General features: G+C 68.2%; 19 protein-coding genes and 1 pseudogene. 12 read left to right on the top strand and 8 right to left on the bottom strand.

All coding sequences use genetic code 11. From position 1 onward, the window contains the following. Positions 1 to 42: 42 nt before the first annotated feature. Both GSI01S_RS05415 and uvrB read right to left on the bottom strand, forming a co-directional pair. The gene (locus GSI01S_RS05415; RefSeq protein WP_006895453.1) at positions 43 to 486 is read right to left on the bottom strand and encodes a universal stress protein; all 444 of its coding nucleotides are present in this window, start codon (positions 484 to 486) and stop codon (positions 43 to 45) included. Between the two features lie 112 nt (positions 487 to 598). Beyond that, entirely contained in the window at positions 599 to 2,752 is a 2,154-nt protein-coding gene (uvrB, locus tag GSI01S_RS05410) for an excinuclease ABC subunit UvrB (RefSeq protein ID WP_039867008.1), read from the bottom strand. Between the two features lie 124 nt (positions 2,753 to 2,876). On the opposite strand from uvrB, the gene GSI01S_RS05405 reads away from it, so the two are divergent. The 8 genes and pseudogenes from GSI01S_RS05405 (at position 2,877) to GSI01S_RS05370 (ending at position 11,019) form a co-directional block, all read left to right on the top strand. Beyond that, complete coding sequence (locus GSI01S_RS05405; RefSeq protein ID WP_006895451.1) at positions 2,877 to 3,320, top strand: VOC family protein; 444 nt, start codon at positions 2,877 to 2,879, stop codon at positions 3,318 to 3,320. Between the two features lie 68 nt (positions 3,321 to 3,388). Then, complete coding sequence (locus GSI01S_RS05400; RefSeq protein WP_006895449.1) at positions 3,389 to 3,835, top strand: QcrA and Rieske domain-containing protein; 447 nt, start codon at positions 3,389 to 3,391, stop codon at positions 3,833 to 3,835. Positions 3,836 to 3,947: 112 nt separating this feature from the next. Continuing rightward, positions 3,948 to 5,411: pseudogene (locus GSI01S_RS05395) on the top strand (class I adenylate-forming enzyme family protein). 109 nt (positions 5,412 to 5,520) lie between these two features. Continuing rightward, positions 5,521 to 6,942, top strand: a complete 1,422-nt coding sequence (locus tag GSI01S_RS05390) for a DUF3556 domain-containing protein (RefSeq protein WP_006895445.1) — start codon at positions 5,521 to 5,523, stop codon at positions 6,940 to 6,942. Further along, positions 6,942 to 8,378: a phytoene desaturase family protein gene (locus tag GSI01S_RS05385; RefSeq protein WP_006895443.1), complete on the top strand. Its 1,437-nt coding sequence runs from the start codon at positions 6,942 to 6,944 to the stop codon at positions 8,376 to 8,378. The genes GSI01S_RS05390 and GSI01S_RS05385 overlap by 1 nt, the downstream gene beginning before the upstream one ends. Further along, positions 8,375 to 9,619: a PucR family transcriptional regulator gene (locus GSI01S_RS05380; protein WP_006895442.1), complete on the top strand. Its 1,245-nt coding sequence runs from the start codon at positions 8,375 to 8,377 to the stop codon at positions 9,617 to 9,619. The genes GSI01S_RS05385 and GSI01S_RS05380 overlap by 4 nt, the downstream gene beginning before the upstream one ends. A 47-nt stretch (positions 9,620 to 9,666) precedes the next feature. Next, positions 9,667 to 10,188, top strand: coding sequence for a ribonuclease FAU-1 family protein (locus GSI01S_RS05375; RefSeq protein ID WP_006895441.1), 522 nt, complete (start codon positions 9,667 to 9,669; stop codon positions 10,186 to 10,188). Positions 10,189 to 10,260: 72 nt separating this feature from the next. After that, positions 10,261 to 11,019 (top strand): LppU/SCO3897 family protein, encoded by a 759-nt coding sequence (locus GSI01S_RS05370; protein WP_006895440.1) that lies wholly within the window; start codon positions 10,261 to 10,263, stop codon positions 11,017 to 11,019. A gap of 44 nt (positions 11,020 to 11,063) precedes the next feature. Here GSI01S_RS05370 and GSI01S_RS05365 read toward each other — a convergent pair whose 3' ends face one another. Beyond that, positions 11,064 to 11,822 carry a TetR/AcrR family transcriptional regulator C-terminal domain-containing protein gene (locus GSI01S_RS05365; RefSeq protein ID WP_006895439.1) on the bottom strand — a complete coding sequence of 253 codons (759 nt, stop codon included), beginning with the start codon at positions 11,820 to 11,822 and terminating at the stop codon, positions 11,064 to 11,066. 157 nt (positions 11,823 to 11,979) lie between these two features. Here GSI01S_RS05365 and GSI01S_RS05360 point away from each other — a divergent pair, with 157 nt between their 5' ends. Together GSI01S_RS05360 and GSI01S_RS05355 are read left to right on the top strand one after the other, a co-directional pair. Continuing rightward, positions 11,980 to 13,671: a DEAD/DEAH box helicase gene (locus GSI01S_RS05360; protein ID WP_006895438.1), complete on the top strand. Its 1,692-nt coding sequence runs from the start codon at positions 11,980 to 11,982 to the stop codon at positions 13,669 to 13,671. After that, the gene (locus tag GSI01S_RS05355) at positions 13,668 to 14,213 is read left to right on the top strand and encodes an SWIM zinc finger family protein (protein WP_006895437.1); all 546 of its coding nucleotides are present in this window, start codon (positions 13,668 to 13,670) and stop codon (positions 14,211 to 14,213) included. The genes GSI01S_RS05360 and GSI01S_RS05355 overlap by 4 nt, the downstream gene beginning before the upstream one ends. Before the next feature lie 53 nt (positions 14,214 to 14,266). On the opposite strand, the gene GSI01S_RS05350 is transcribed toward GSI01S_RS05355, so the two are convergent. Further along, positions 14,267 to 15,775, bottom strand: coding sequence for an outer membrane protein assembly factor BamB family protein (locus tag GSI01S_RS05350; protein WP_006895436.1), 1,509 nt, complete (start codon positions 15,773 to 15,775; stop codon positions 14,267 to 14,269). 62 nt (positions 15,776 to 15,837) lie between these two features. Here GSI01S_RS05350 and coaE point away from each other — a divergent pair, with 62 nt between their 5' ends. Then, positions 15,838 to 16,785 carry a dephospho-CoA kinase gene (gene coaE, locus GSI01S_RS05345; RefSeq protein ID WP_101841564.1) on the top strand — a complete coding sequence of 316 codons (948 nt, stop codon included), beginning with the start codon at positions 15,838 to 15,840 and terminating at the stop codon, positions 16,783 to 16,785. Between the two features lie 139 nt (positions 16,786 to 16,924). Here the strand turns inward: coaE and dmpG are convergent, their stop codons facing one another. From dmpG to GSI01S_RS05330, 3 genes are read right to left on the bottom strand one after another with little or no spacing between them, the layout of a single operon-like run. After that, a complete protein-coding gene (gene dmpG, locus GSI01S_RS05340; protein ID WP_006895434.1) occupies positions 16,925 to 17,950 on the bottom strand; it encodes a 4-hydroxy-2-oxovalerate aldolase in 1,026 nt (341 codons plus the stop codon). After that, positions 17,947 to 18,912 carry an acetaldehyde dehydrogenase (acetylating) gene (locus GSI01S_RS05335; RefSeq protein ID WP_006895433.1) on the bottom strand — a complete coding sequence of 322 codons (966 nt, stop codon included), beginning with the start codon at positions 18,910 to 18,912 and terminating at the stop codon, positions 17,947 to 17,949. Before GSI01S_RS05335 ends, dmpG begins: the two co-directional genes overlap by 4 nt. Next, complete coding sequence (locus GSI01S_RS05330) at positions 18,905 to 19,744, bottom strand: 2-keto-4-pentenoate hydratase (RefSeq protein ID WP_414735732.1); 840 nt, start codon at positions 19,742 to 19,744, stop codon at positions 18,905 to 18,907. The genes GSI01S_RS05335 and GSI01S_RS05330 overlap by 8 nt, the downstream gene beginning before the upstream one ends. A gap of 72 nt (positions 19,745 to 19,816) precedes the next feature. Between GSI01S_RS05330 and GSI01S_RS05325 the strand changes: the two genes are divergently transcribed. After that, positions 19,817 to 20,623: an IclR family transcriptional regulator gene (locus GSI01S_RS05325; protein WP_045536798.1), complete on the top strand. Its 807-nt coding sequence runs from the start codon at positions 19,817 to 19,819 to the stop codon at positions 20,621 to 20,623. Between the two features lie 60 nt (positions 20,624 to 20,683). On the opposite strand, the gene GSI01S_RS05320 is transcribed toward GSI01S_RS05325, so the two are convergent. After that, on the bottom strand, positions 20,684 to 22,018 hold the full coding sequence (locus GSI01S_RS05320) for an MFS transporter (RefSeq protein ID WP_006895429.1): 1,335 nt from the start codon (positions 22,016 to 22,018) through the stop codon (positions 20,684 to 20,686). Positions 22,019 to 22,142: the final 124 nt, after the last annotated feature.

Below are 22,142 nucleotides of genomic sequence, written 5' to 3'. Positions count from 1 at the left end.
TGACCGTGGCGGTCGATACGAATCGCCCCGCGTCGTGCCGGTCTACGTGGTGTGGACGATCAGGACATCGCAGGCGGCCTTGCGCGCGACGTCGGCCGGGACCGAACCCAGCAGGCGGCCGGCGATCGAGTTCAGGCCCTTGTTGCCGACCACCAGCAGATCCGCCTGCACGTCGACGACGAGCTGCAGAAGCGCGTCGACCGGGGCGCCCTGCACCGCACGCTGGACCACCTTGGTGGCACCGGCCTTGACGGCCCGCTCCTTCGCGGTGCGGAGGATCTCCTCGGTCGGCGACGATCCCATCACCTGGTACGCCTCGTCACGCAGCGTGTCCGACGCGGCGGCGGCCGCCTTCCCGTCGTTCGGGAAGTACGCGCACGCGATGACGACGGTTGCGTCCCCGGCGATCGCTCCAGCACGCTCGACTGCCTTCATCGACGACTCCGAGCCGTCCGTGCCGACCACGACTGTGGTGTAACCGCTCATGCCTGTCTTTCCCTCCAGAAGCGACGTGGGGCCGATATGTGAACGATCTCCGCATCCGGCCTCGGAATGCCTTACCGGTCATGAACATACCTTGACTCACCGCGGATCTGCGTCACTTGATCCCTGCGGCGTCCATTCCGCGCAGTTCCTTCTTGAGATCTGCGATCTCGTCACGCAGGCGTGCCGCCAACTCGAACTGCAGATCACGGGCCGCATTCATCATCTGCTCGGTGAGTTGTTGCACCAGATCGGCCAGTTCCGCGCGGGGCATGGCCGATGTGTCCCGATTCTCGATGACCCCCGAGGTTGCGACCTTCGACACTTCGCCCTGCGCGCGTCGCCCTCGACTGGCGTTGCGTCCTGAGCCGCCGATCTCCACCGCGTCCTCGGCCTCCGCGTACACCTGGTCGAGGATGTCGGCGATCTTCTTCCGCAGCGGCTGCGGGTCGACCCCCTTCTCCTCGTTGTAGGCGATCTGCTTGGCACGACGCCGGTCGGTCTCCTCGATCGCATTCGCCATCGAATCGGTGATCTTGTCGGCGTACATGTGGACCTCGCCCGAGACGTTTCGGGCGGCGCGACCGATGGTCTGGATCAGCGATGTGGTGCTGCGTAGGAAGCCCTCCTTGTCCGCGTCGAGAATCGCGACCAACGAGACCTCCGGAAGGTCGAGGCCCTCACGGAGCAGGTTGATGCCGACGAGCACGTCGTATTCACCGGTGCGCAGCTGTCTGAGCAACTCCACGCGCCTGAGGGTGTCGACCTCCGAATGCAGGTAGCGCACCCGGATGCCGAGTTCGAGCAGGTAGTCGGTGAGGTCTTCGGCCATCTTCTTGGTGAGGGTGGTGACCAGCACCCGTTCCTGGCGGTCGGTGCGTTCGCGGATCTCGTGCACCAGATCGTCGATCTGTCCCTTGGTCGGCTTCACCACGATCTGCGGATCGAGCAGGCCGGTCGGTCGGATGACCTGCTCGACGAACTCGCCTCCGGACTGGCCGAGCTCGTAGGGTCCCGGCGTGGCGGACAGATACACGGTCTGTCCGACTCGGTCGACGAACTCGTCCCACGTGAGCGGACGGTTGTCGACGGCGGACGGCAGACGGAACCCGTATTCGACCAGATTGCGCTTGCGGGACATGTCGCCCTCATACATCGCGCCGATCTGCGGGACAGTCACATGAGACTCGTCGATCACCAGGAGGAAGTCGTCCGGGAAGTAGTCGAGCAGGGTCGCCGGGGCGGTCCCCGGTCCGCGGCCGTCGATATGGCGCGAGTAGTTCTCGATACCCGAGCAGAAGCCGACCTGACGCATCATCTCGAGGTCGTACGTGGTCCGCATCCGCAGTCGTTGCGCTTCGAGCAGCTTGCCCTTGGCCTCGAGGTCGGCGAGCCGCTCCTCGAGTTCCTTCTCGATGCTCGCCATCGCGACCGCCATCCGTTCCGGACCGGCGACGTAGTGGGTCGCGGGAAAGATCCTCAGCGAGTCGACCTTGCGCACCACCTCACCGGTCAGCGGATGCAGATAATAGAGCGCGTCGACCTCGTCGCCGAAGAACTCGATCCGGACCGCGAGCTCCTCATACGAGGGGATGATCTCGACGGTATCGCCCCGTACGCGAAACCCGCCACGGGTGAACGCGACGTCGTTCCGCGTGTACTGGACGTCGACCAGCAGCCGCAGCAGCGCGTCGCGGTCGATCGAGTCGCCGACGGACAGTTCCACCGAGCGGTCGAGGTACGACTGCGGCGTCCCCAGGCCGTAGATGCAGGACACGGACGCGACCACCACCACGTCTCGGCGCGACAGCAGACTCGACGTGGCCGCGTGCCGGAGCCGCTCCACGTCGTCGTTGATCGAGCTGTCCTTCTCGATGTAGGTGTCCGTCTGCGCGATGTACGCCTCGGGCTGGTAGTAGTCGTAGTACGAGACGAAGTACTCGACGGCGTTGTGCGGCAACATCTCTCGCAACTCGTTCGCGAGCTGAGCGGCAAGCGTCTTGTTGGGCGCCATTACCAGGGTGGGCCGCTGCACGCGCTCGATGAGCCACGCGGTGGTCGCCGACTTGCCCGTGCCGGTGGCACCGAGCAGGACGATGTCGCGTTCACCGGCCTTGAGCCGTCGCTCCAGGTCTGCGATCGCGGTCGGCTGGTCGCCCGCCGGCTCGTATTCGCTGACGACCTCGAACTTCGCGTCGGTACGCTCGATCTCTCCGATCGGCCGGAACTCCGAGTGCGCGATCACCGGTTTCTCCGCTGGGAATGCCATGACACCAGGGTAGACGCGTGGTCTGACATGGGCCGGATCGAAACGAGGGCGCCCTGGAGGGGTAGTCGATGTCCGACCCCTGGTGCAGAATCGCCGTACAGCCAATCGGTCCTCGGAGGTCGCCATGACAGTTCCCGCCGTTCCACCTCCCGTCAGCGCGATCACTCTCGGCGTCCGCGACGTCGAGCGGTCGACGACGTTCTATGCCGATGGACTCGGCTTCCGCGTCCTGAACTCGATCCCCGGCGAGATCACGTTCCTGCAGATCGGCCCCGGCTTGATGCTCGCACTGTGGAACGTCTCCTCCATGCCCGGCGAGTACGGCGCTGTGGGTCACGGCGAGCTCGCCCCGCCGATGTCGCTCGGACACAACGTCGGCGACGCCGCCACCGTGCAGCGCATGTTCGACGCGGCCGTCGCCGCCGGCGCGTCAGCGATCAACCCGCCGACGACTCAGGAGTGGGGCGGCACCAGCGCATGCGTCGCCGACCCGGACGGCTTCCGGTGGGACTTCGTATGGAACCCGGCCTTCTCCGTCGACGACGACGGAACCATCCGCGGCGTCTGACCGCACCGGCACTCGGGCTGCGCGATGATGAATCCGCATCGACTCGCTACCGAAGGGACCGACCAGCCATGTCTTCTGACACCCCGACCTCAACCAGCCCCGCGGGCGTCTCGCGCCGGACCTTTGTCGCGGGCGCGGGTGCCACCGCCGGAGCCCTGACTCTCGGCGTCGCGCTGAGCGCGTGCGGTTCGCGCGAGTCCGCTCCGGCGGGCGTGACCCCGCCGTCCGGAGCCCCGGCCGGCACGCTGGCCACCGTCTCCGACGTCCCCGTCGGCGGTGGGGTGATCGCCGGTGACGTGGTGATCACCCAGCCGAGAGCGGGCGATTACCAAGCGTTCAACGCTACGTGCACGCATGCGGGCTGCACCCTCTCCGGAGTCAGCGACGGCACCATCGACTGCCCGTGCCACGGCAGTAAGTTCCACCTCGACGGCACCGTCGCGAACGGCCCCGCCGACCGGCCGCTCAGCAAGGTCTCGGTGCGAGTCGACGGTTCCAACATCATCCGGCAGTGACGCCGCGGGCCTTGTGCTCAGTGCACAATCACCGCCGCGAATTCTGGCTTCGCAGGCCGTAGCCCGCCCACGAACACCTTTCTAGTGTTGTCTCTCACAACATCAATGAAAGGTGACCCACGTGACTCCGACCGCGTCGTACTTCCCCTGGGACAATGCCGTTCGAGGCGAGGCACCGTGCATTTGAGACGACCGCCACGAACACTCGTATGCGGCGTTCGCGACTCGGGTCGACGCTTGCGCAGAACAACTCGCCGCACGCGGCGTCGTCGCGGGCGACGTCGTGGCCGCGATGCTGCCGAATCGTGCGGAACTGATCGTGGTGATGGCCGCCGCGTGGCGGCTCGGCGCGACCGCGACGCCGGTCAATCCGGCGTTCACCGACGAGGAGTCCACCCATCAGCTCGACGATGCCGGCGCGAGAGTCGTGGTCGCCGACCGTGCCGTCGGCGACCGGCCCGTCCTCGACGTGGAGGACCTCGCCCTCGAACCGAGTTCCGGGTGGATCGCGCCTGCGGCCCCGCCGCGTGATGCGGTGGCCCTGCTGATCTACACATCCGGGTCCACCGGGCGCCCCAAGGGCGTGCAGCTGACCCACGCCAACCTGCACTTCATGGCGACGTCGATGGTGCGGTTGCTGGAACTGACGGCCGCCGATCACGCCCTCCTCATTCTGCCGCTCTTCCACGTGAACGCGATCTGCGTGTCCGTCCTCTCACCGTTCCTCGCAGGCGCTCAGGTCAGCATCACCGGACGGTTCTCCGTGAGCAGGTTCTTCGACGACGTGCGTCGCCTGCGGCCCACGTACTTCTCCGGTGTCCCCACCGTCTACGCGCTCCTCGCGTCCTCCTCCGACTCCGCCGACGCCGACATGTCCTCGATCCGAGTCGCGATCTGCGGTGCGGCTCCGATCTCGCGAGAGCTCCTCACGCTGGTCCAGTCGCGGTTCGCGTTCCCGATCCTCGAGGGCTACGGACTCACCGAAGCCACATGCGCCAGCGCCTGCAATCCGCTGCGCGGCGAACGCCGGCTCGGCACGGTGGGACCCGCCCTGCCCGGCCAGACGATCGCCGTCGTGGACGCCGAGGGCCGCGCGCTGCCCGCAGGCGAGACGGGCGAGATCGTGATCAGCGGTCCGGCGGTGATGCTCGGCTACCTCGGCCGGCCCGGCGCGACCGCTGACGTCCTCGTCGACGGGCGGCTGCACACCGGTGACGTCGGACGCCTCGACGCCGACGGCTACCTCACCGTGGTCGACCGCATCAAGGACATGATCATCCGCGGCGGCGAGAACCTGTATCCGAAGGAGATCGAGGCGGCGCTCGCGACGCACCCGGACGTCCTCGAGTGCGCCGTCGTCGGCGCACCGGACAGCCTGTACGGAGAAGTGCCCGTCGCCTACGTCGTCCGCCATCCCGGCGCCACCGTGGACTCCCATGAGATCACCGCGCACCTCGCCGGGCGGCTGGCGCGGGTCAAACTCCCCGACGCCGTCCACATCGTCACCGAACTCCCCCGCAACCCGGTCGGCAAGATCGACAAGCCCGCCCTCCGTCGCGGGCTCGTCTCCAGCTGACGCTCTCGCACCCCGACTTCCCGCACGCCGCGCACGCCGCGGCGCGATACCCCCTGTCCGGCGAACACTTGCTCTCCGCTCTCTCCCTACACGATTGGAGTGACCAACCATGGGTCTCACGCAACCCGACTTCCCGCCGGTCGATCCGGCGACCTTCCGCCGGCGACCGCTGCTGGACCGCCTGCGCGTGCTCAGCACGCACTGGGCCGAGTACGGCTTCGGTACGCAGAAGGCGGTTCACCTCATCTACCTCGCCAAAGTCCTCATCCTTTACATCGGTGTCGGCGTCACGATCGCCACGCTGAGCTCGGGCCACTCGCCGCTGGCCGTCTCGGAGTGGTGGAACCAGCCGGTGGTGTATCAGAAGCTGGTCCTCTGGACACTCCTCGTCGAGACGCTGGGCGTCGGCGGCTCGTGGGGACCGCTGGCCGGGCACTTCAAGCCGATGACCGGCGGCGCGCTGTTCTGGCTCCGGCCCCGGACCATCCGGCTGCCACCGTGGCCGGACAGAGTTCCCTTCACCAAGGGTGACTCCCGAACCCTCTTCGACGTCGCGCTCTACGCGGCGATCGTCGTGAACCTCGTCGTGGCACTGTTCCTGCCCACCGTGCACGGGAGCCGGCTCGACGCTCTGGTGCCGGGCAATCACGGTCTCGTGGATCCGGCCGTGCTCTATCCCTACCTCGCGATGATGGTGATCCTGGGGCTGCGGGACAAGGTGCCGTTCATCGCGGCGCGATCAGAGCAGTATCTGCCTGCGGTGGCCTTCTTCGCCTTCCTGCCCTTCGTCGACATGATCCTCGCGCTCAAACTGCTCATCGTGGTGGTGTGGGTCGGTGCCGGCGTCTCGAAGGCCACCTGGGCCTTCGCGCCCGGCGCCGAGGAGAAGCTCAACCGCCACGTGGTGCGCTCCTCGCTCAACACGAAGACGCAGCTCACGGCGACGTTCCCGGACGAGGTCGCCGACGTGGTGATGCACCAGATGCTCGCCTGGCGATCGATGCACAGCCAGGGCCGCGGCCTGCTGTCGCTGATGCAGCGGCATCTCGGCGACGACCGGATGAACACCTACGACCTGCGCGAAGCCGAGTTCTCCTGCAACTCGCTGGTCGCGTTCAACTTCGGTGACGGCCATCTCCACGACACCAAGATGATCGCCGCCCTGCAACGTCGCTGTGGATTCGCACCGGGCGAGTTCACCGTGGTGTGGGCCGAGTCCCAGCCCATCCACCGTGGAACCCAGGACTATCTGATCATCGACGCCGCACTCGGTGTCGTGGAGCGCGGCCGGTGGCGGGTCCGCGACGCGGTGAACGAACAGCCGTGGCTGCCGCACGGCCCGATCCCGGTGGAGGTGACCTGGCGTCGCGAGTTCGCGAGCCCGCATCCGGGCATTGACGCCTATACCAGCGTCGACCAGGCTGAGACCGTGAATCATCAAGCCGGACCCCGCACTTCGACGGAGACGGAGACAGTCGCGAAGACGGACACGCTGGCGGAGACGGATACGCCTGCGGCGGAGACCGTCTGATGTCCACCGCGGTCATCGTCGGCGGCGGGCCCAACGGGCTCGCCGCCGGGCTGCAGCTCGCACGCAACGGCGTGAAGGTCCAGGTGCTCGAAGCCGCGGACACCGTCGGCGGGGGTGCTCGCTCGGCGGAGTCGCTGGTGCCGGGTGTGATCCACGACCTGTGCTCGGCGTTTCATCCGATGGGGGTGGGTTCGCCGTTCTGGAGGGAGATCGATCTCGGCCGCTACGGCTTACGATGGCGCCGGCCCGAGATCGACTGCGCCCATCCCCTCGACTCCGGTGAGACCGCGCTGCTGTTCCGGTCGATCACCGAGACCGCGGACGGGCTGGGCGCCGACGGGCGCCGTTGGCGCGCCGTCCTCGGGGATCTCGCCAGGAACTTCGACGATCTCGGACACGATCTGCTGCGGCCGATCGCCCATGCACCCGTCCACCCGTTCGAACTCGCGGCCTTCGGCCCGCGGGCGCTGCTCCCGGTGTCAGTGATGGCCAGGCTGTTTCGCACCCCCGCCGGGCGTGCACTCTACGGCGGCATCGCCGCCCACGTGTACACCGACTTCGACCGACCGCTGACCGCCTCGCTGGGCTTGATGATCGCTGCGAGCGGGCACCGATACGGCTGGCCGGTGGCCGAAGGCGGCTCCGGCTCCATCATTGCCGCGGTCACGGCCGCCCTGGCCGATCACGGCGGCACGATCGAGACCGGTGTCACCATCACGTCCCGCGATCAGATCCCCGCCGCCGATGTCGTGCTGCTCGACCTCTCTCCCGCACAGGCCGAACGGCTCTACGGCGATCGGATGCCGCCGCGTATCCGGCGCGCTTACCGCAGGCACCGGGTCGGTGCCGCCGCGTTCAAGGTCGATTTCGCGATTCGCGGCGACATCCCGTGGCGCGATAAGGACTGCGGACGTGCGGGCACGGTCCATCTGGGCGGGACCTTCGAGGAGATCAGGCGCGCCGAGAAGCTCCGTGACCGGGGAGTCCTGCCCGACCGGCCGTTCGTCCTGGTCGGACAGCAATACATCGCCGATCCGACGCGCAGTTCGGCGGGGATCAATCCGATCTGGTCGTACGCGCACGTTCCGGCCGGTTACTCCGGCGACGCGACGCAGCAAGTGATCTCGCAGATCGAGCGGTTCGCGCCCGGATTCCGCGACACCATTGTGGACATGAAGACCACGACGGTCCCCCAGATGGCCGCGTACAACCGGAATTACGCCGAAGGCGACATCATGGGCGGGGCCAATGACGGCCTGCAGCTCCTGTTTCGTCCCAGGGCAGCGTTGGATCCGTACTCGACCGGAGTGGACGGGGTGTTCCTGTGCTCGCAGTCCACACCGCCCGGCCCCGGCGTCCACGGTCTGTGCGGCTATCACGCGGCCGAGTCGGCGTTGCGGCATCTGCGACGGGCGGGCGACGGGCGACGACGGTGACCGAGATCGTCCGTGCCCGGGCCGCGGAGGTCGGCCGAGCGCTCGGCGCCGGACACCTGGCACTCTCGGACGTCGTCGCCGAGGCACTGGCGCGCGGGATCGAACCGCTCGACACCGATCCGGTGCTGGTCGAGATGCTCGAGGCCAGTGTCCACGCCAACGTGACCAACATCGTTCACATCCTGACCAACGACATTCCGCTGGCTCATCTGCAGCCGCCGACCGCGGCCGTCGAATACGCGCTGCGTCTGGCTCAGCGCGACATTCCGTCGAACGCGCTGGTCCGGGCCTACCACATGGGCCAGAACCTGGTTCAGCAGCGCTGCTACCGACTCATCGCCGACCAGCACCTGGGTGCGGCCGAGACCGTCGAGCTCACCGAGTACGTCTCGACCGTGCTGTATCGCTACATCGACTGGATCACCGCCGCGGTGTTCGAAGTGTACGAGGACGAACGGCGCAGGTGGATCGGGACGCAGGGCACCGTTCTGTCCTCGACGGTGCACAATCTCCTCGCGGCTCCCGAAGCCGGCGCGGCCACATTCGAACGCGAGACCGGCTACCGCCTCGATCGGGTGCATCGCGCGATCATCCTGTGGCTCACCGAACGCGCGTCCCTGGAACTGGCGGACCTCGATCGGGTGGCGCGCCGAGTCTTCGCCGGAATCGGGTCGGCGGGACCGGCGCTCATCGCTCCGGTCGACGCCTCCACCCTCTGGGCGTGGGTGCCCCTGGCGGACCGTGCGCGCGGCGCGGACGCCGTCGCCGCCCTGCGGACCGCCTCACTGCCGGAGGGTGTGCGGATGGCGTTCGGCGACGCTGCGCCGGGGACCGCCGGATTCTGCCGGAGTCACGAGCAGTCGCGCGCCGCATTCACCGTCGCGCATCTGCCGGACAGCCCGACCGGCCAGGTGACCGGCTTCGGGGATCGCGGGATCGCGCTGGCGGCGATGCTGGAACGCGACATCGAGCACACCCGGCCGTGGGTCCGCGAAGTCCTCGGCGACCTCGCGGAAGACAGCCCGTCGGCCGCGTCGCTGCGGGAAACCCCGGCCGTCTTTCTCGCGACGGGCGACAGTCACGTGCGGACCGCCGAACGGCTCAGCCTCCACCGGAACAGCGTCAAGTACCGCATCGACAAGGCGCTGGCGACCGTCGGGCCGGACCACGACCGGCTAGACGTGGGGTTGGCGCTGACCGCGTGCGAGTTCCTCGGCCCGATGGTGCTCATCGCACGATGACGCCGTTCCGCACCGCCGGCCGTCCGTCGCTGTGACAAGCTGGGCGCATGGCCGATCTGCATCCGCCCAAGCGCGAGGTCTTCGACGTCCCCGCGATGACGAACACCGATAACAAGGGCGTCGTGCGCGAGGTGCTCGACTACCGCGTCACCGACTTCGGGCTGTACATGTCGCGCACCGCCGACCATCCGCGCTTCACTCATCTGGAGAGCTGGCTGCTGCCGTCTCTCGGACTGCGCGCCAACATCTTCCACTTCGTGGCCGGCCACCGCCCGGGACAACGCCTGTATCTCGATATCGGCGAGTTCTCCGGTCCCGACGAGGCGGGCCGCTGGCACGCGGTCGACTGGTATCTGGATCTCGTAGACGTTCCGGGCGAACCGCTCGCGCTGATCGACGTGGACGAATTGTTCGACGCGCATGCCGCCGGGTTCCTGACCACCGCACAGGCCGAAGACGCCGTGCGGATCGCGACGACGGCGCTGATCGGCGCGACGACCTCGGGAGATGTGCAGTCGTGGCTCGACGCGCAGGCGGGTACACCACTCGAATGGCTCGATCGAGCCTGATCGCCGGTATCGGACGAACGTGTGACAGACTCCCCTACGGTTCTCATCTGCCTCACAGGAAGTCCGCCGTCGATGACGCCTCCGACCCCGCCCCACCAGCCCGAGCCGGCCGGCCGACAACCTGCGCCGTATCCGCAGCCCGGACCCCAGCCTCAACCGTATCCTCAGTACGGACAGCCTTACCCGCAGCCGCAAGCGCCCGTCGGCGGGTTCGCTCCCGTCCCCGGCACGCCGGGCTATCCGCCGCCGCCGAAGAAGAACGGGATCCGACGCGTCGTCATCGTCGCCGTCATCCTCCTCGCAGTGGTGATCGCCGGAGCCGTAGCTGCGACGATCCTGAAGGACAAGGACAGCGGGACGAGCGTCGACTCGAGCCCCATCGGTTCGTGCATCACCGTGGACGGATCGACCACCGATGTGACGACCGCCGCCATCGACTGCGCCGACACGAGCTCGGTCTCGTACATCGTCGGCGCCAAACTGGACTCCCAGGCGGCATGCGAAGCCGGCCACTACAACTACTACGTGTACGAATACGGCACCGGCGCAGCAGACAAGGTGATGTGCCTGATCCCGAACTACCGGGTGGGCACGTGCTACGAGGAATCGACCATCTCGATCGGCGCCGACCTCAAGACCGTCGCCTGTTCGACGCCCTCGTCGAGCCTGACCGCCCGATACAAGATCACCGAGCGCGCCGAGTCCGCGAACGTGCCGAACTGCACCGATTCCGAGAAGCAGAAGGCGTTCACCTACGAGGTGCAGACCGATCCGGCGCGCCGGATCGGCTTCTGCGCCGAGATTCAGGGCGACGGGTACGGCTGGAAGTAGCCCGTCCCGGCACCGGCCTCATCCGACCGATCGCGCACCCGCACTCATCCGCGGATGATGCCGGCGATCAGTCGGGTGAGGCCGAACTCGTACGCGTGGTCGGCGTTTCCCGGGCCGGCGAACTCCTCGCCCACGGCGGTGCCGACCTGGGACGAGATCGGATACCGCCCCTCGGGCATCGCATCGGCGAGCAATGGCCCGGCCGTCTCCCACCACTGTTCGTCGGTCATTCCCGAGTTCGCGTACGTCACCATCTGGTCGATCCGCGAGCGGGCATTGCCGATGGCGAAGGCTCGCAGCGAAGCGATCACCGCGTCCAGCTCCACATCGCCGAAGTGCTTCCCCGACCTGGCCCCGGCCGCCGCGACGGCGGAAAGCTGGACCTCGTATCTATGCGAGGAGCCCGGTCCCGGGACCGGGCGCCACGCAGGGACGTCGAGCAGCCACGGATGCCGGAGGATCTCGTCACGGTACTGATCGGCAACCGCCCGCAGCACTGCGTCGATAGTCGCGCTCGTGTCGATCGCGGTGTCTTCGACCGCCACCGCGTCGATCATCAGAGCCAGCAGAATCTCCCGGTTCGGCACATACGTGTAGAGCCCCATCGGCTTGAGTCCGACGTCCGCGGCGAGCACCCGCATCGACAGCTGCGCCAGCCCGTTCGCATCGGCGATCGCCACCGCCGCCCGCACCACCGCCTCGACGGTGGTGCGCTGCCGCGGTCCCGGCCGGACCTGAACATCACTCGGTGCCCGCCACAGCAGTTCGACGGTGCGCCGCACGTTCTCGGTCTCGTCCGCCATCCTCGACAATCCTCTCCGTAAGGCGTACGGTATCAGTTCCGTACATCGTACGTCATCCCCACAGTTTCTCGGAGGAGACATTCTGACCAGGCAGAACGTACCCCTGCACGCCACCTATCTGACCGACCGGCATGCGTTCGCCCTGTGGGCGCCTTCGGTGTCCGCAGGGCGAACGCATACCCTTCGCATTCCGCTGCCCTCCGGGCACGGGCCCACGGCAGGCCTCGTCCCCTCGAACGTCGCCTGCCGGATCGTCGACGCCGACCACCTGCCCGCCTGCCAGACCCCGTCGGCGCAGGCCTGGTCGCGCATCGCTGCCGACCCGGACGCGGACGTCGAGTTGCCTCCCGCCGCGCACGCGGTCCTGAACGCGACCGGTGACGCCGCGACCTCGGCCGCCTACGCTCGTGCGGTCTTCGTCGACACCCTCGCCGCGGCCGAGTCGCTCCGGCCCCTGCTCACCGCGGACCTGCGCGCCTACCAGCTGCGGGGCGTCACCTGGCTCGCCGAGGTATGCGCGGAGGGCGGCGGCATCCTCGCCGACGAGATGGGGCTGGGCAAGACGTTGCAGACCATCGCTCACCTGGCCCGCGCCGGCCACGGGCCGGCGCTGGTGGTGTGTCCCACCGGCCTCGTGACGAACTGGATTCGCGAGATACGCCGCTGGACTCCCGGTCTGGAGGCCACCGACTTCCGCGGTGGCGAACTGCCACCGCCCGGCGACCGCACCGTTGTCGTGACCGGGTATCCCACCCTTCGCCGTCACACCGGCGCACTCGCCGCAGTGAGATGGGCCACCGCCGTATTCGACGAAGCGCAGGCGCTCAAGAACAGCCGGACCCAGGTCTCGCGCGCCGCGCGGGCGATCACCGCCGACGCACGGATCGCGCTCACCGGGACGCCGATCGAGAACAATCTCGACGAACTCTGGTCGGTGCTGAACCTCGTCGCGCCCAGCGCCTTCGGCAACCGCGCGCTCTTCCGCCGCCGCTACACGCTGCCGATCCAGAACGCCTCGGCCACGGCCAAGCACCGTCTGCACGATGCGATCTCGGGACACATTCTGCGACGCACCAAGAGCGAGGTCGCCGCTAACCTCGGACCCAAGATCGAGACGGACGTGCAGTGCGACCTCACCGAGGAACAGGGCAGGATCTACGACGCGATCCTCGACCGCGCCGAGGCAGAGGGATTCGGAGCCGGGATGGCGCGACGCGGCGCGATCCTGGCGGCCCTGACCCGGCTCAAGCAGGTCTGCAATCATCCGGGTCTGATCGCTTCCGGACCGGTCACCGGTCGTGTGGAGGGTCGTTCGGGAAAGCTCGACGTCGCCGCGGAGATCGTCGGTACCAACGTCGAGAACGGTTCGCCCACCGTCGTGTTCACGCAGTACCGCCAGACCGGTGAACTGCTCGCCGCTCATTTCGGCGACCTCCTCGGAACGCGGGTTCCCTTCCTGCACGGCGGGCTCACGCGGACTGAACGCGACCGGATCGTCGACGAGTATCAGTCGGGCGCGGGTTGCGGCGTTCTCGTCGCGAGCCTCAAGGCCGCCGGCACCGGTCTCACCCTCACCCGCGCGGCCGACGTCGTTCACTTCGATCGATGGTGGAACCCCGCGGTCGAAGCTCAGGCGACCGACCGGGTGCACCGGATCGGCCAGGATCGCATCGTCACCGTCACCACGCTGACCACGGCGGGAACGCTGGAGGAGCACATCGCCACGATGCACCGGAAGAAGGCCGCGCTGGACCTCGACGCCGACGCCGGCGCGCTCGCGGTTCTCACCGAGCTCTCCGACGAACGGCTGATCGAAGTCCTGCGCCGGAACCGAGAGGAGACCGCATGAGTACCAGTAGCACAGAGTTCGGATTCACCGTCTGGGGCCGGGACTTCCTCCGGATCGCGGAGCCGACCCACGTCACCAGGCCGGAGCCCGCCCTGCCGAGAGCGAGGCGCATGGCGCGCAATGCGATGAACGACGTGCACGTGGAGGGACGTCTGATCCGCGGCACCGTCGTCGCAGGCGATGCGGCGTCCGTCGCGTATCTCGAGTTCGCTCCGATGGGACGGGACGCGGCGCGTGCGGTCGCTGACCTGGTCGGTGCCACACCCGGCCCATCCGCGTTGACCGACGAGGTCCACGCCGCACTCGGCCCGCGACCGCCGGAACTCGCAGTGGTCGACTGCTCGTGTCGCGCGCGGTCACCGCGCTGCGTGCACGTCCTCGCGCTGCTCTACGAGACGATTCGCCTGGTCGACGAGGATCCCCGGCTGGCGTTGTCGCTACGAGGCTTCGGCGACGCTCTCGACGGCGAGGTGCCTGCGGACGACCGCATCGGCCCGTGGACGCCGCTGTCCGCACTGGATCCGGCGACGTTCTACGGGTGAGGCGCGGCCCCGCCGGTCGCGTGGCGGATCGGTTCACGATTGCGCGACACCGGTCAGGAGGCGTAGCGGGCGATCCAGCCGGGTCCGTAGCCGGTCGAGCCGACCGAGTAGAGAACGCGCCCGACTTGCTGCCAACCGGCATCCCGGTCTGCCGGGTCGATGGTCCACCGCCTGCTTCCGTTCTCGCCGTCGAACGCCGTCAGTCGTGGAGCATTGGGCCGCTGGTGCTCAGCCGGGTCGCCGGCGAACAGCAGTCGCCGACCGTCGAACCCGAACAGCCATGCCCCGAAGTTCGACGTGACGGTTCCACCGGACTCGCCGGTGGCGGCATCGATGAGCCGCCAGGTCTCCGAGTACGCATCGCCGGGCCCGAACTCGCTCGTTCCGACCGCCACGTGTCGTTCGTCGAGGGCGCGGACCTTTGCGATGCCGTCGCCCGTGACCGCTCGGGTCCAGCGCAGCGCGCCCGTGTCAGCGGTGACGACGCCGACCTTGCGCCCGGAGACGACGGGGATCGACTCGGGTTCGACGAGCTGGCCGTCGCGCACGACATCGTCATCATCGGCGAGCCACCACCCGACCAGCCGACCGGTCTGCCGCCCGGTCTCGTCGTACGTCACGGTCACCGGACTCCCGCCCGCCGGGTTGACCGCGAATCCACCTTCATAGAGCAAGTAGTTCGGTCTCGACGGCTGCCCGACGATCGACGTGCACACCATCATTCCGGTGACCTCGTCCGGCGCGCCACAGCTCGGGGCCATCGACGTCGGTTCACGGTGGACCAGGGTGCCGGTGTCGGCCCGGTAGAAGGAGACGGCACCGTCGTCGGACTCCATCACGATCACCCTGGAGCCGATCACCGACCGCACGGTGCGCTCTCCGGTCGACCCGTTGACCGACCACGAACGCTGCCCCGTCGGCTCGAATCGCGTGATCAACGGTCTCCGGTCCACGGTGGCAGCACCCCTGTCGGGGACCGGGCCCTCCTCGCGGAGTCCGACGCCTGAATCCCTGGGCACCGCAACGACGAATCCGTCATCGACCGACACGATGCTGGGCGTCCCGTGGACGCGGACGGTCTGCACGACGCGCTCGGCACCCGAGCTCAGGTCGAAGAAGGAGACACGAGCCACGACGTCGCCGCTCACTCGGACGTTCTTCGTACATGCCAGCGTCGGGCCGTCTCCGACGGCGCAGTCGGCCCAGTGACCCGCCTCGCGTCGACTCCACAGCACCTTCCCCGACTGCACGTCGACCGCCGCCAACGTACGCGCGTACGGCTCGGCAGCGCCGACGACCACCACCACATCATCCGACTGCGCCTTGATCGAGATCGACGCACGTTCGTCGGCCGGTTCGTCAGCTCCCAGGACGTCTTCCGCAGTCAGCTTCCACCGTTCACCCGGCGCCGACGGCATGGACTGCAGCGCAATCGGTCCCGGCCCGTACTCGAGATCGTCGTCTCCGCGCGGCCACAACACGACGCCGACCACGACCACCTCGACGATCATCAGGAGAACCACGACGACGGGCAGAACACTCCGATGCGACAGTGGCGGCATATCGCCGATTCAACCATCACGCCGTACGTTGCGGTGACCGATGGTCTGACACACTGGGACTCGTGATCAGAGTGGGACTCACCGGCGGCATCGGCGCCGGCAAATCGACGGTTGCCAAGACCTTCATCGAACACGGCGCGTATCACGTCGACGCCGACCGCATCGCCCGCGAGGTGGTGGAGCCGGGCACGCCGGGTCTGGCTCAGCTCGTCGACGCCTTCGGACCGGAGATCCTCGACGCCGACGGCGCTCTCGACCGTCCGGCCCTCGCGGCGCGTGCATTCGTCGACGACGACAGTCGCAAGCTCCTGAACTCGATCACGCATCCATTGATCGGCGCGCGGACCCAGGAGCTCACCGACGCGGCGCCCGCCGACGCGATCATCCTTCACGACGTCCCGCTCCTCGTCGAAGGGAACATGGCGCCGTTCTATCACGTGGTCGCCGTGGTGCACGCGGATGCGGACGTCCGGCTGGACCGCCTGGTGAATCTGCGCGGCATGGATCCCGAAGACGCGCGGTCCCGAATCGCGGCGCAGGCGACGGACGACCAGCGTCGAGACGTCGCCGACATCTGGCTCGACAACTCGGGGACCCCGGACGAGCTCGCGGCTCAGGCTCTGCGCGTCTGGAACGAGCGATTGATTCCGTTGCGCGACAACGTTGCCGGCCGCGTCTGTGCCGAGCTGCCGACACGGCCACAGGAGTACGACCCTTGGTGGGCCGTATTGGGACGCCGCGTCGTGAACCGCGTATGGGCGCTGGTCGGGGCCGGAGCGACGGCGGTCGAGCACGTCGGCCCGACCGCCGTCGTCGGGCAGTCGGCGCCACCGGTGATCGATATCCGGGTGGCGGTCGCCGACCTCGGCTCCGCGGATTCGCTCGCGGACGCACTCGCCGACGGCGGGTTCCCGCGGCTGTCGTCGTCCGAGGACGAACGCCTGCACGCCAGCGCCGATCCGGCGCGTCCGGTCCGCGTGCACGTGCGTCCGGTAGCGCCGTCGGCGTAGCGGTTCGCGTGGCGGGCGTCAGACTCCGGTCGCCCGTCGAATCAGCGCCGACGACGCCAGACAGGGTCCGGTATCCGCTCGGCACGACGAAGCCCGCGCAGTCGGTGACCGCGCGGGCTTCGTCGAATTGAGCGAGATGCTAGGCGACCTCGCCGTCGCGCTCCGCCACCAGAGTGAGGGCGATGTCGACGATCATGTCCTCCTGGCCACCGACCAGACGCCGTTCACCGCACACGGTGAGGATGTCGCGCACGTCGAGGTCGTACCGTTTGGCCGCGGCCTCGGCGTGACGCAGGAACGACGAGTACACGCCGGCGTATCCGAGCGTGAGCGTCTCGCGGTCGACGCGGACCGGGCGGTCCTGCAGTGGCCGGACGATGTCGTCGGCCGCGTCCTCCAGCTTGTTCAGGTCGCAGCGGTGCTCGAAGCCCGACAGATTCGCGACGGCGACGAAGGGCTCGATCGGGCAGTTGCCCGCTCCGGCACCGTGGCCGGCCAGCGAGGCGTCGACGCGGTAGACGCCGTTCTCGACCGCGACCACCGAGTTGGCGACCGACAGCGAGAGGTTCTCGTGAGCGTGGATGCCGATCTCGGTCTCCGGATTCAGCACGGCCCGGTAGGCCTTCACTCGCGCGACCACGTCGTTCATCGTCAGGCGTCCGCCCGAATCGGTGATGTACACGCAGTGCGCGCCGTAGCTCTCCATCAGCTTGGCCTGCTCCGCCAGCTTCTCGGGGGTCGACATGTGCGAGAGCATCAGGAAGCCCGAGACGTCCATGCCGATCTCCCGCGCCGCGGCGATGTGCTGTGCGGAGACGTCGGCCTCGGTGCAGTGCGTCGCGATGCGGACCGACCGGACGCCGAGATCCCATGCGTGCTTCAGTTCCTCGACAGTGCCCACGCCCGGCAGCAGCAGAGTGGTGAGCCGTGCGTTCTTCAGAACACTCGCCGCGGCCTCGATCCACTCCCAGTCGGTGTTGGAACCGGGCCCGTAGTTCACCGAGCCGCCCGCCAGACCGTCGCCGTGCGCAACCTCGATGGCGTCGACGCCGGCCTCGTCGAGCGCAGAGACGATGCGCTTGACGTCGTCGGTGCTGATCTGATGGCGGATGGCATGCATGCCGTCACGCAGCGTGACGTCCTGGACGAAGATGGGGGTGCTCATGCGTTGGACTCCTTCAGCGCTGCGATCCGCTCCGCGTACTGCAGGCCCGCGGACGTCATGATGTCGAGGTTCCCGGCATAGGCCGGCAGATAGTGCGCGGCACCCTCGACTTCGAGGAAGACCGACACCTGGTGGGTGGGAGCCGACTCCGGCTCCTGGGTCATCAGCGTCTGAACCGGCGACCCCTCGGCGATCGGGTTGATCTGTACCTTCTGCTTCAGTCGGTACCCCGGGACGTATGCGGAGACGTCCGCGACCATCTTCTCGACCGAATTGCGGATCCGCTCCTGAGTGTCCAGGTCCGGCGCATCGACCAGCGCATACACGGTGTCGCGCATGATCAGCGGCGGCTCGGCCGGGTTCAGGATGATGATGGCCTTGCCGTTGCGGGCCCCGCCGACCTGCTCGATGGCCGCCGACGTGGTCTCGGTGAACTCGTCGATGTTGGCGCGGGTGCCGGGTCCGGCCGACTTGGACGCGATGGACGCGACGATCTCGGCGTAGGCGACCGGCGCCACGCGGGACACCGCGGCGACGATCGGGATGGTCGCCTGCCCGCCGCAGGTCACCATGTTGACGTTCTGCGCATCGAGATGGTCGCCGATGTTCACCGCCGGCACCACGTACGGTCCGATGGCCGCCGGCGTCAGGTCGATCAACCGCTTGCCCAGCGGCTGCAGGATCGACGCATTGTGCTCGTGGGCTTTGGCCGAGGTGGCGTCGAAGACGATCTCGATCTCGTCGAAGTTCGGCATCGCGACGAGACCCTCGACGCCTTCGTGCGTGGTGGGCACGCCGAGGCGCTGGGCGCGGGCCAGGCCGTCGGAGTCGGGATCGATGCCGACCATCGCACCCATCTCGAGGTGCTTGGCGGTCCGCAGCACCTTGATCATCAGATCGGTCCCGATGTTGCCGGAGCCGATGATGGCGACCTTCGTCTTGCCGCCTGACGTCTTACTCATGGGAGTTCCCTTCACTGAAACGGGCTTTCACCGATCCGAGGCCGTCGATCACGACGGTCACCTCGTCTCCGGGTTGAATCGGGCGCATGGGGCCGAGCGCTCCGGACAGGATCACCTGACCCGCGCGCAGGGGTTCGCCGAAGTCGCGGGCGGCCCGGGCCAACCAGGCGACGGCGTTGAGCGGGTCTCCGAGGCAGGCCGCGCCCTCACCGGTCGAGACCTCCTCGCCGTTGATGAGCATCGACATGCCGACGTCGACGGGACGGAACTCGTCGAGCGTCCTGCGGTCGGTGCCGAGGACGTAGACCCCCGAGGAGGCGTTGTCGGCGACCGTGTCGGCGAATGCGATGTCCCAGCCGTCGATGCGGCTGTCGCAGACCTCCAGTGCGGCGACGCCGTAGTCGATCGCATCGCGGATCTGTTCGATGTCGAGCGGACCGTCGGCGAGATCCTTCTTCAAGACGAAGGCGACCTCCGCCTCGGCCTTGGGCTGCAGCAGCCGGTCGATCGGAACCACCTCGCCGTCGCCGTACGCCATGTCGTCGAAGAGGACGCCGAAGTCGGGCTGGTCGACGCCCATCTGGTCTTGAACGGCCGCAGAGGTGAGGCCGATCTTGCGGCCGACGATCGTCGCGCCGCCGGACACCCGGCCCGCGGTCAGCCGTTCCTGGACGCGGTAGGCCGCGGCCAGATCCGTGGGTCCGATCAGGTCGCGCACCGGAGTGCACGCCTGTCTGGTCTGGAGGGCGGTGAGCAGCCGCTGCGCGGCCTGGTCTTCGGCGACCGGATTCTGCGCCGGTTCGCGTTCGGTGGTCTCGGTCATGGTGACCATGCTCACCGCTGCGCCGCCCGAAGAGAAGAGCGTCGTCTCGCTGAGCGAGACGGAGGCGGTAGTGTCGTCCGCATGGCCAGAACGACGCCCTCGAAACCGTCGGATCCGGGCGACGGCGAGCACGCCGTGGACCGCGCCACCGTCGTCGGCAAAGTGGTGACCATCCTCCGGGCCTTCACTGTCGACGACAACGAACTGAGCCTCGCCGAACTGGTGCGCCGCACCGGTCTGCACAAGGCGACGGTGCATCGGCTGGCCGGTGAACTCGTCGGGGTCCGGCTCCTCGACCGAACCGACGACGGGTACCGACTGTCCGGCGGCCTATTCGAACTCGGGATGCTCGCGTCGGTGGAACGCAGTCTGCTGGAGATCGCGATGCCCTTCCTCCAGGACCTCTACGGGCGAACCCGGGAGACCGTGCACCTGGGTGTCCTCGACGGCCACGAGGTGGTCTACGTGGCGAAGATCGGCGGTCACCGTCAGGCCAGCGCGCCCTCGCGCACAGGCGGCCGGATGCCGTTGCACTGCACGGGGATCGGCAAGGCACTCTTGGCGCACTCGGATCCCGCTCTGCAGCAGAGCGTCCTCGCCGGACCGCTCCCCCGCCGCACCCCGCGAACGATCGTCGCGCCGGGCATCCTGGCGCGCCAACTCGATGCCATCCGCGAATCCGGAGCGGCCTTCGAGTACGAGGAGTCGGCTCCCGGAATTGCGTGCGTTGCGGCGCCGATCCTGGACGTCGCGAACAACACCGTGGTGGCCGCGGTCAGCGTGACCGGCCCGCTCACGCGGTACCGGCCCGAGGCGCACACCGACGCGGTCCGCGCCGCAGCGACCGGGATCGCGTCCACCCTCGACCGTCGACGCACGCTGCGTTGACGAGGCGGGGCGGCCGATCGAATCGGCCGCCCCGCCTCGTCGCCGGAGTGTCGCGAGTCGTCACACGGTCGCACCTTCGGCGGCGGCCGCCGCAGCGGGTTCCGGCTCCGGCACCCGAGCGAACAGAACCACCGCGCACACCAGGCTGAGCAGGCAGACAACGGCGAGATACGCGGTGACGCCGGCGGCGCCACCGGACTCCCCGACCAGCGCCGAAGAGATGATCGGTGCCAGTCCCCCGCCCAGAATCGCGCCGACCTGCAGGATCAGCGAAGTTCCCGAGTAGCGGACGGCGGCCGGGAAGGTGTCGGCGATGATCGCGCCCTGGACGCTGTGCGTGATCGGCACGATGACGCCCATCCCGAGGAACGCCGCGGCGGTGATCACCGCACTGCCCGTGCCGAGCATCGGCAGGAAGACCAGACACCAGATCAGCAGCGCGACCGACCCTCCGACGAACATGGAGCGCCGGCCGCTGCGGTCGGCGATCCGAGTCCAGAACGGGATGGTCGCGAACCAGATCACGGCCGCGACCGAGACGCAGACGATGAGGAAGGAACGGCTGTAATCGAGGTGCTCGGTGCCGTACGAGAGGGTGAAGACCATGAACACGTAGGCCACCGCCGAGTTCGCGATCATCACGCCGAGCGTCAGTGCCATCCGCCCGACACCCACGCGCATCGCCTCTCGCAGCGGGAACCGCTCGACGGCCCGGTGACTGACGACCCGGCTGAACGAGGGCGACTCCTCGACGTGCAGGCGGATCACCAGACCGATCACCACAAGCACCGCGCTGAGCAGGAACGGGATCCGCCAGCCCCACGCGTCGAAGGCTCCGGACGGCATCACCGCATTGGTGGTCAGGAAGACGACGTTCGCCAGGACCAGTCCGGCGGGAGTGCCCATCTGCGGGAAACCCGCGTAGAGGTTCCGCTTGCCTGCGGGCGCGTGCTCCATCGACATCAGCGTGGCGCCGGCACCCTCGCCGCCGAGACCGAGCCCCTGGACCACGCGAAGCAGCACCAGCAGGACCGGCGCCCACACTCCGATGGACCCGTAGTTGGGCACCACGCCGATCAGCGTCGAGGCCGCACCCATCATCAGGAGCGAGACGATGAGCGTGTTCCGCCGTCCGACCCGGTCGCCGAAGTGACCGAAGACGAGGCCACCGAGCGGACGCGCGACGAAGCCGACGGCGAACGTGCTGAAGGCCGCGAGCGTGCCTGCGGCGGGACTCAACGACGGGAAGAACTGTTTGTTGAAGATCAATGCGGCGGCTGTGCCGTAGAGGAAGAAGTCGTACCACTCGAGAGTGGTGCCGACGAGCATCGCCGAGGCGACCCGGCGTCGCGCCTGCTGATCGCTCAGCGCCTTGTCGGAGGATCTGGTGAACATCGATATCGGCCTTTCATGGGGGTGAGGTGGCGACGCCGACGAACGCTGAGTAATCGGGGTCACATTCAGAAGACGGCATACGGCGGCGCGTGAGAAATGCCTTTCGCCGCGGTACCGATGCCCC

The sequence above is a fragment of the Gordonia sihwensis NBRC 108236 genome (assembly GCF_000333035.1).
GTDB classification, from domain to species: Bacteria; Actinomycetota; Actinomycetes; order Mycobacteriales; family Mycobacteriaceae; genus Gordonia; species Gordonia sihwensis.
The sequence above is the reverse complement of the archived record's forward strand: the minus strand, read 5'-3'. Positions and strand labels throughout refer to the sequence as shown.

What these genes read in the sequence shown, in the direction of transcription:
- GSI01S_RS05365 (WP_006895439.1), bottom strand. Translation starts at nt 11,822, where the DNA reads ATGGCGGACGAGACCGAGAACGTGCGGCGCACCGTCGAACTGCTGTGG.
- GSI01S_RS05370 (WP_006895440.1), top strand. Translation starts at nt 10,261, where the DNA reads ATGACGCCTCCGACCCCGCCCCACCAGCCCGAGCCGGCCGGCCGACAA.
- GSI01S_RS05325 (WP_045536798.1), top strand. Translation starts at nt 19,817, where the DNA reads ATGGCCAGAACGACGCCCTCGAAACCGTCGGATCCGGGCGACGGCGAG.
- GSI01S_RS05390 (WP_006895445.1), top strand. Translation starts at nt 5,521, where the DNA reads ATGGGTCTCACGCAACCCGACTTCCCGCCGGTCGATCCGGCGACCTTC.
- GSI01S_RS05385 (WP_006895443.1), top strand. Translation starts at nt 6,942, where the DNA reads ATGTCCACCGCGGTCATCGTCGGCGGCGGGCCCAACGGGCTCGCCGCC.
- GSI01S_RS05415 (WP_006895453.1), bottom strand. Translation starts at nt 486, where the DNA reads ATGAGCGGTTACACCACAGTCGTGGTCGGCACGGACGGCTCGGAGTCG.
- GSI01S_RS05335 (WP_006895433.1), bottom strand. Translation starts at nt 18,912, where the DNA reads ATGAGTAAGACGTCAGGCGGCAAGACGAAGGTCGCCATCATCGGCTCC.
- uvrB (WP_039867008.1), bottom strand. Translation starts at nt 2,752, where the DNA reads ATGGCATTCCCAGCGGAGAAACCGGTGATCGCGCACTCGGAGTTCCGG.
- GSI01S_RS05350 (WP_006895436.1), bottom strand. Translation starts at nt 15,775, where the DNA reads ATGCCGCCACTGTCGCATCGGAGTGTTCTGCCCGTCGTCGTGGTTCTC.
- GSI01S_RS05355 (WP_006895437.1), top strand. Translation starts at nt 13,668, where the DNA reads ATGAGTACCAGTAGCACAGAGTTCGGATTCACCGTCTGGGGCCGGGAC.
- GSI01S_RS05405 (WP_006895451.1), top strand. Translation starts at nt 2,877, where the DNA reads ATGACAGTTCCCGCCGTTCCACCTCCCGTCAGCGCGATCACTCTCGGC.
- GSI01S_RS05320 (WP_006895429.1), bottom strand. Translation starts at nt 22,018, where the DNA reads ATGTTCACCAGATCCTCCGACAAGGCGCTGAGCGATCAGCAGGCGCGA.
- GSI01S_RS05330 (WP_414735732.1), bottom strand. Translation starts at nt 19,744, where the DNA reads ATGGTCACCATGACCGAGACCACCGAACGCGAACCGGCGCAGAATCCG.
- dmpG (WP_006895434.1), bottom strand. Translation starts at nt 17,950, where the DNA reads ATGAGCACCCCCATCTTCGTCCAGGACGTCACGCTGCGTGACGGCATG.
- GSI01S_RS05400 (WP_006895449.1), top strand. Translation starts at nt 3,389, where the DNA reads ATGTCTTCTGACACCCCGACCTCAACCAGCCCCGCGGGCGTCTCGCGC.
- GSI01S_RS05375 (WP_006895441.1), top strand. Translation starts at nt 9,667, where the DNA reads ATGGCCGATCTGCATCCGCCCAAGCGCGAGGTCTTCGACGTCCCCGCG.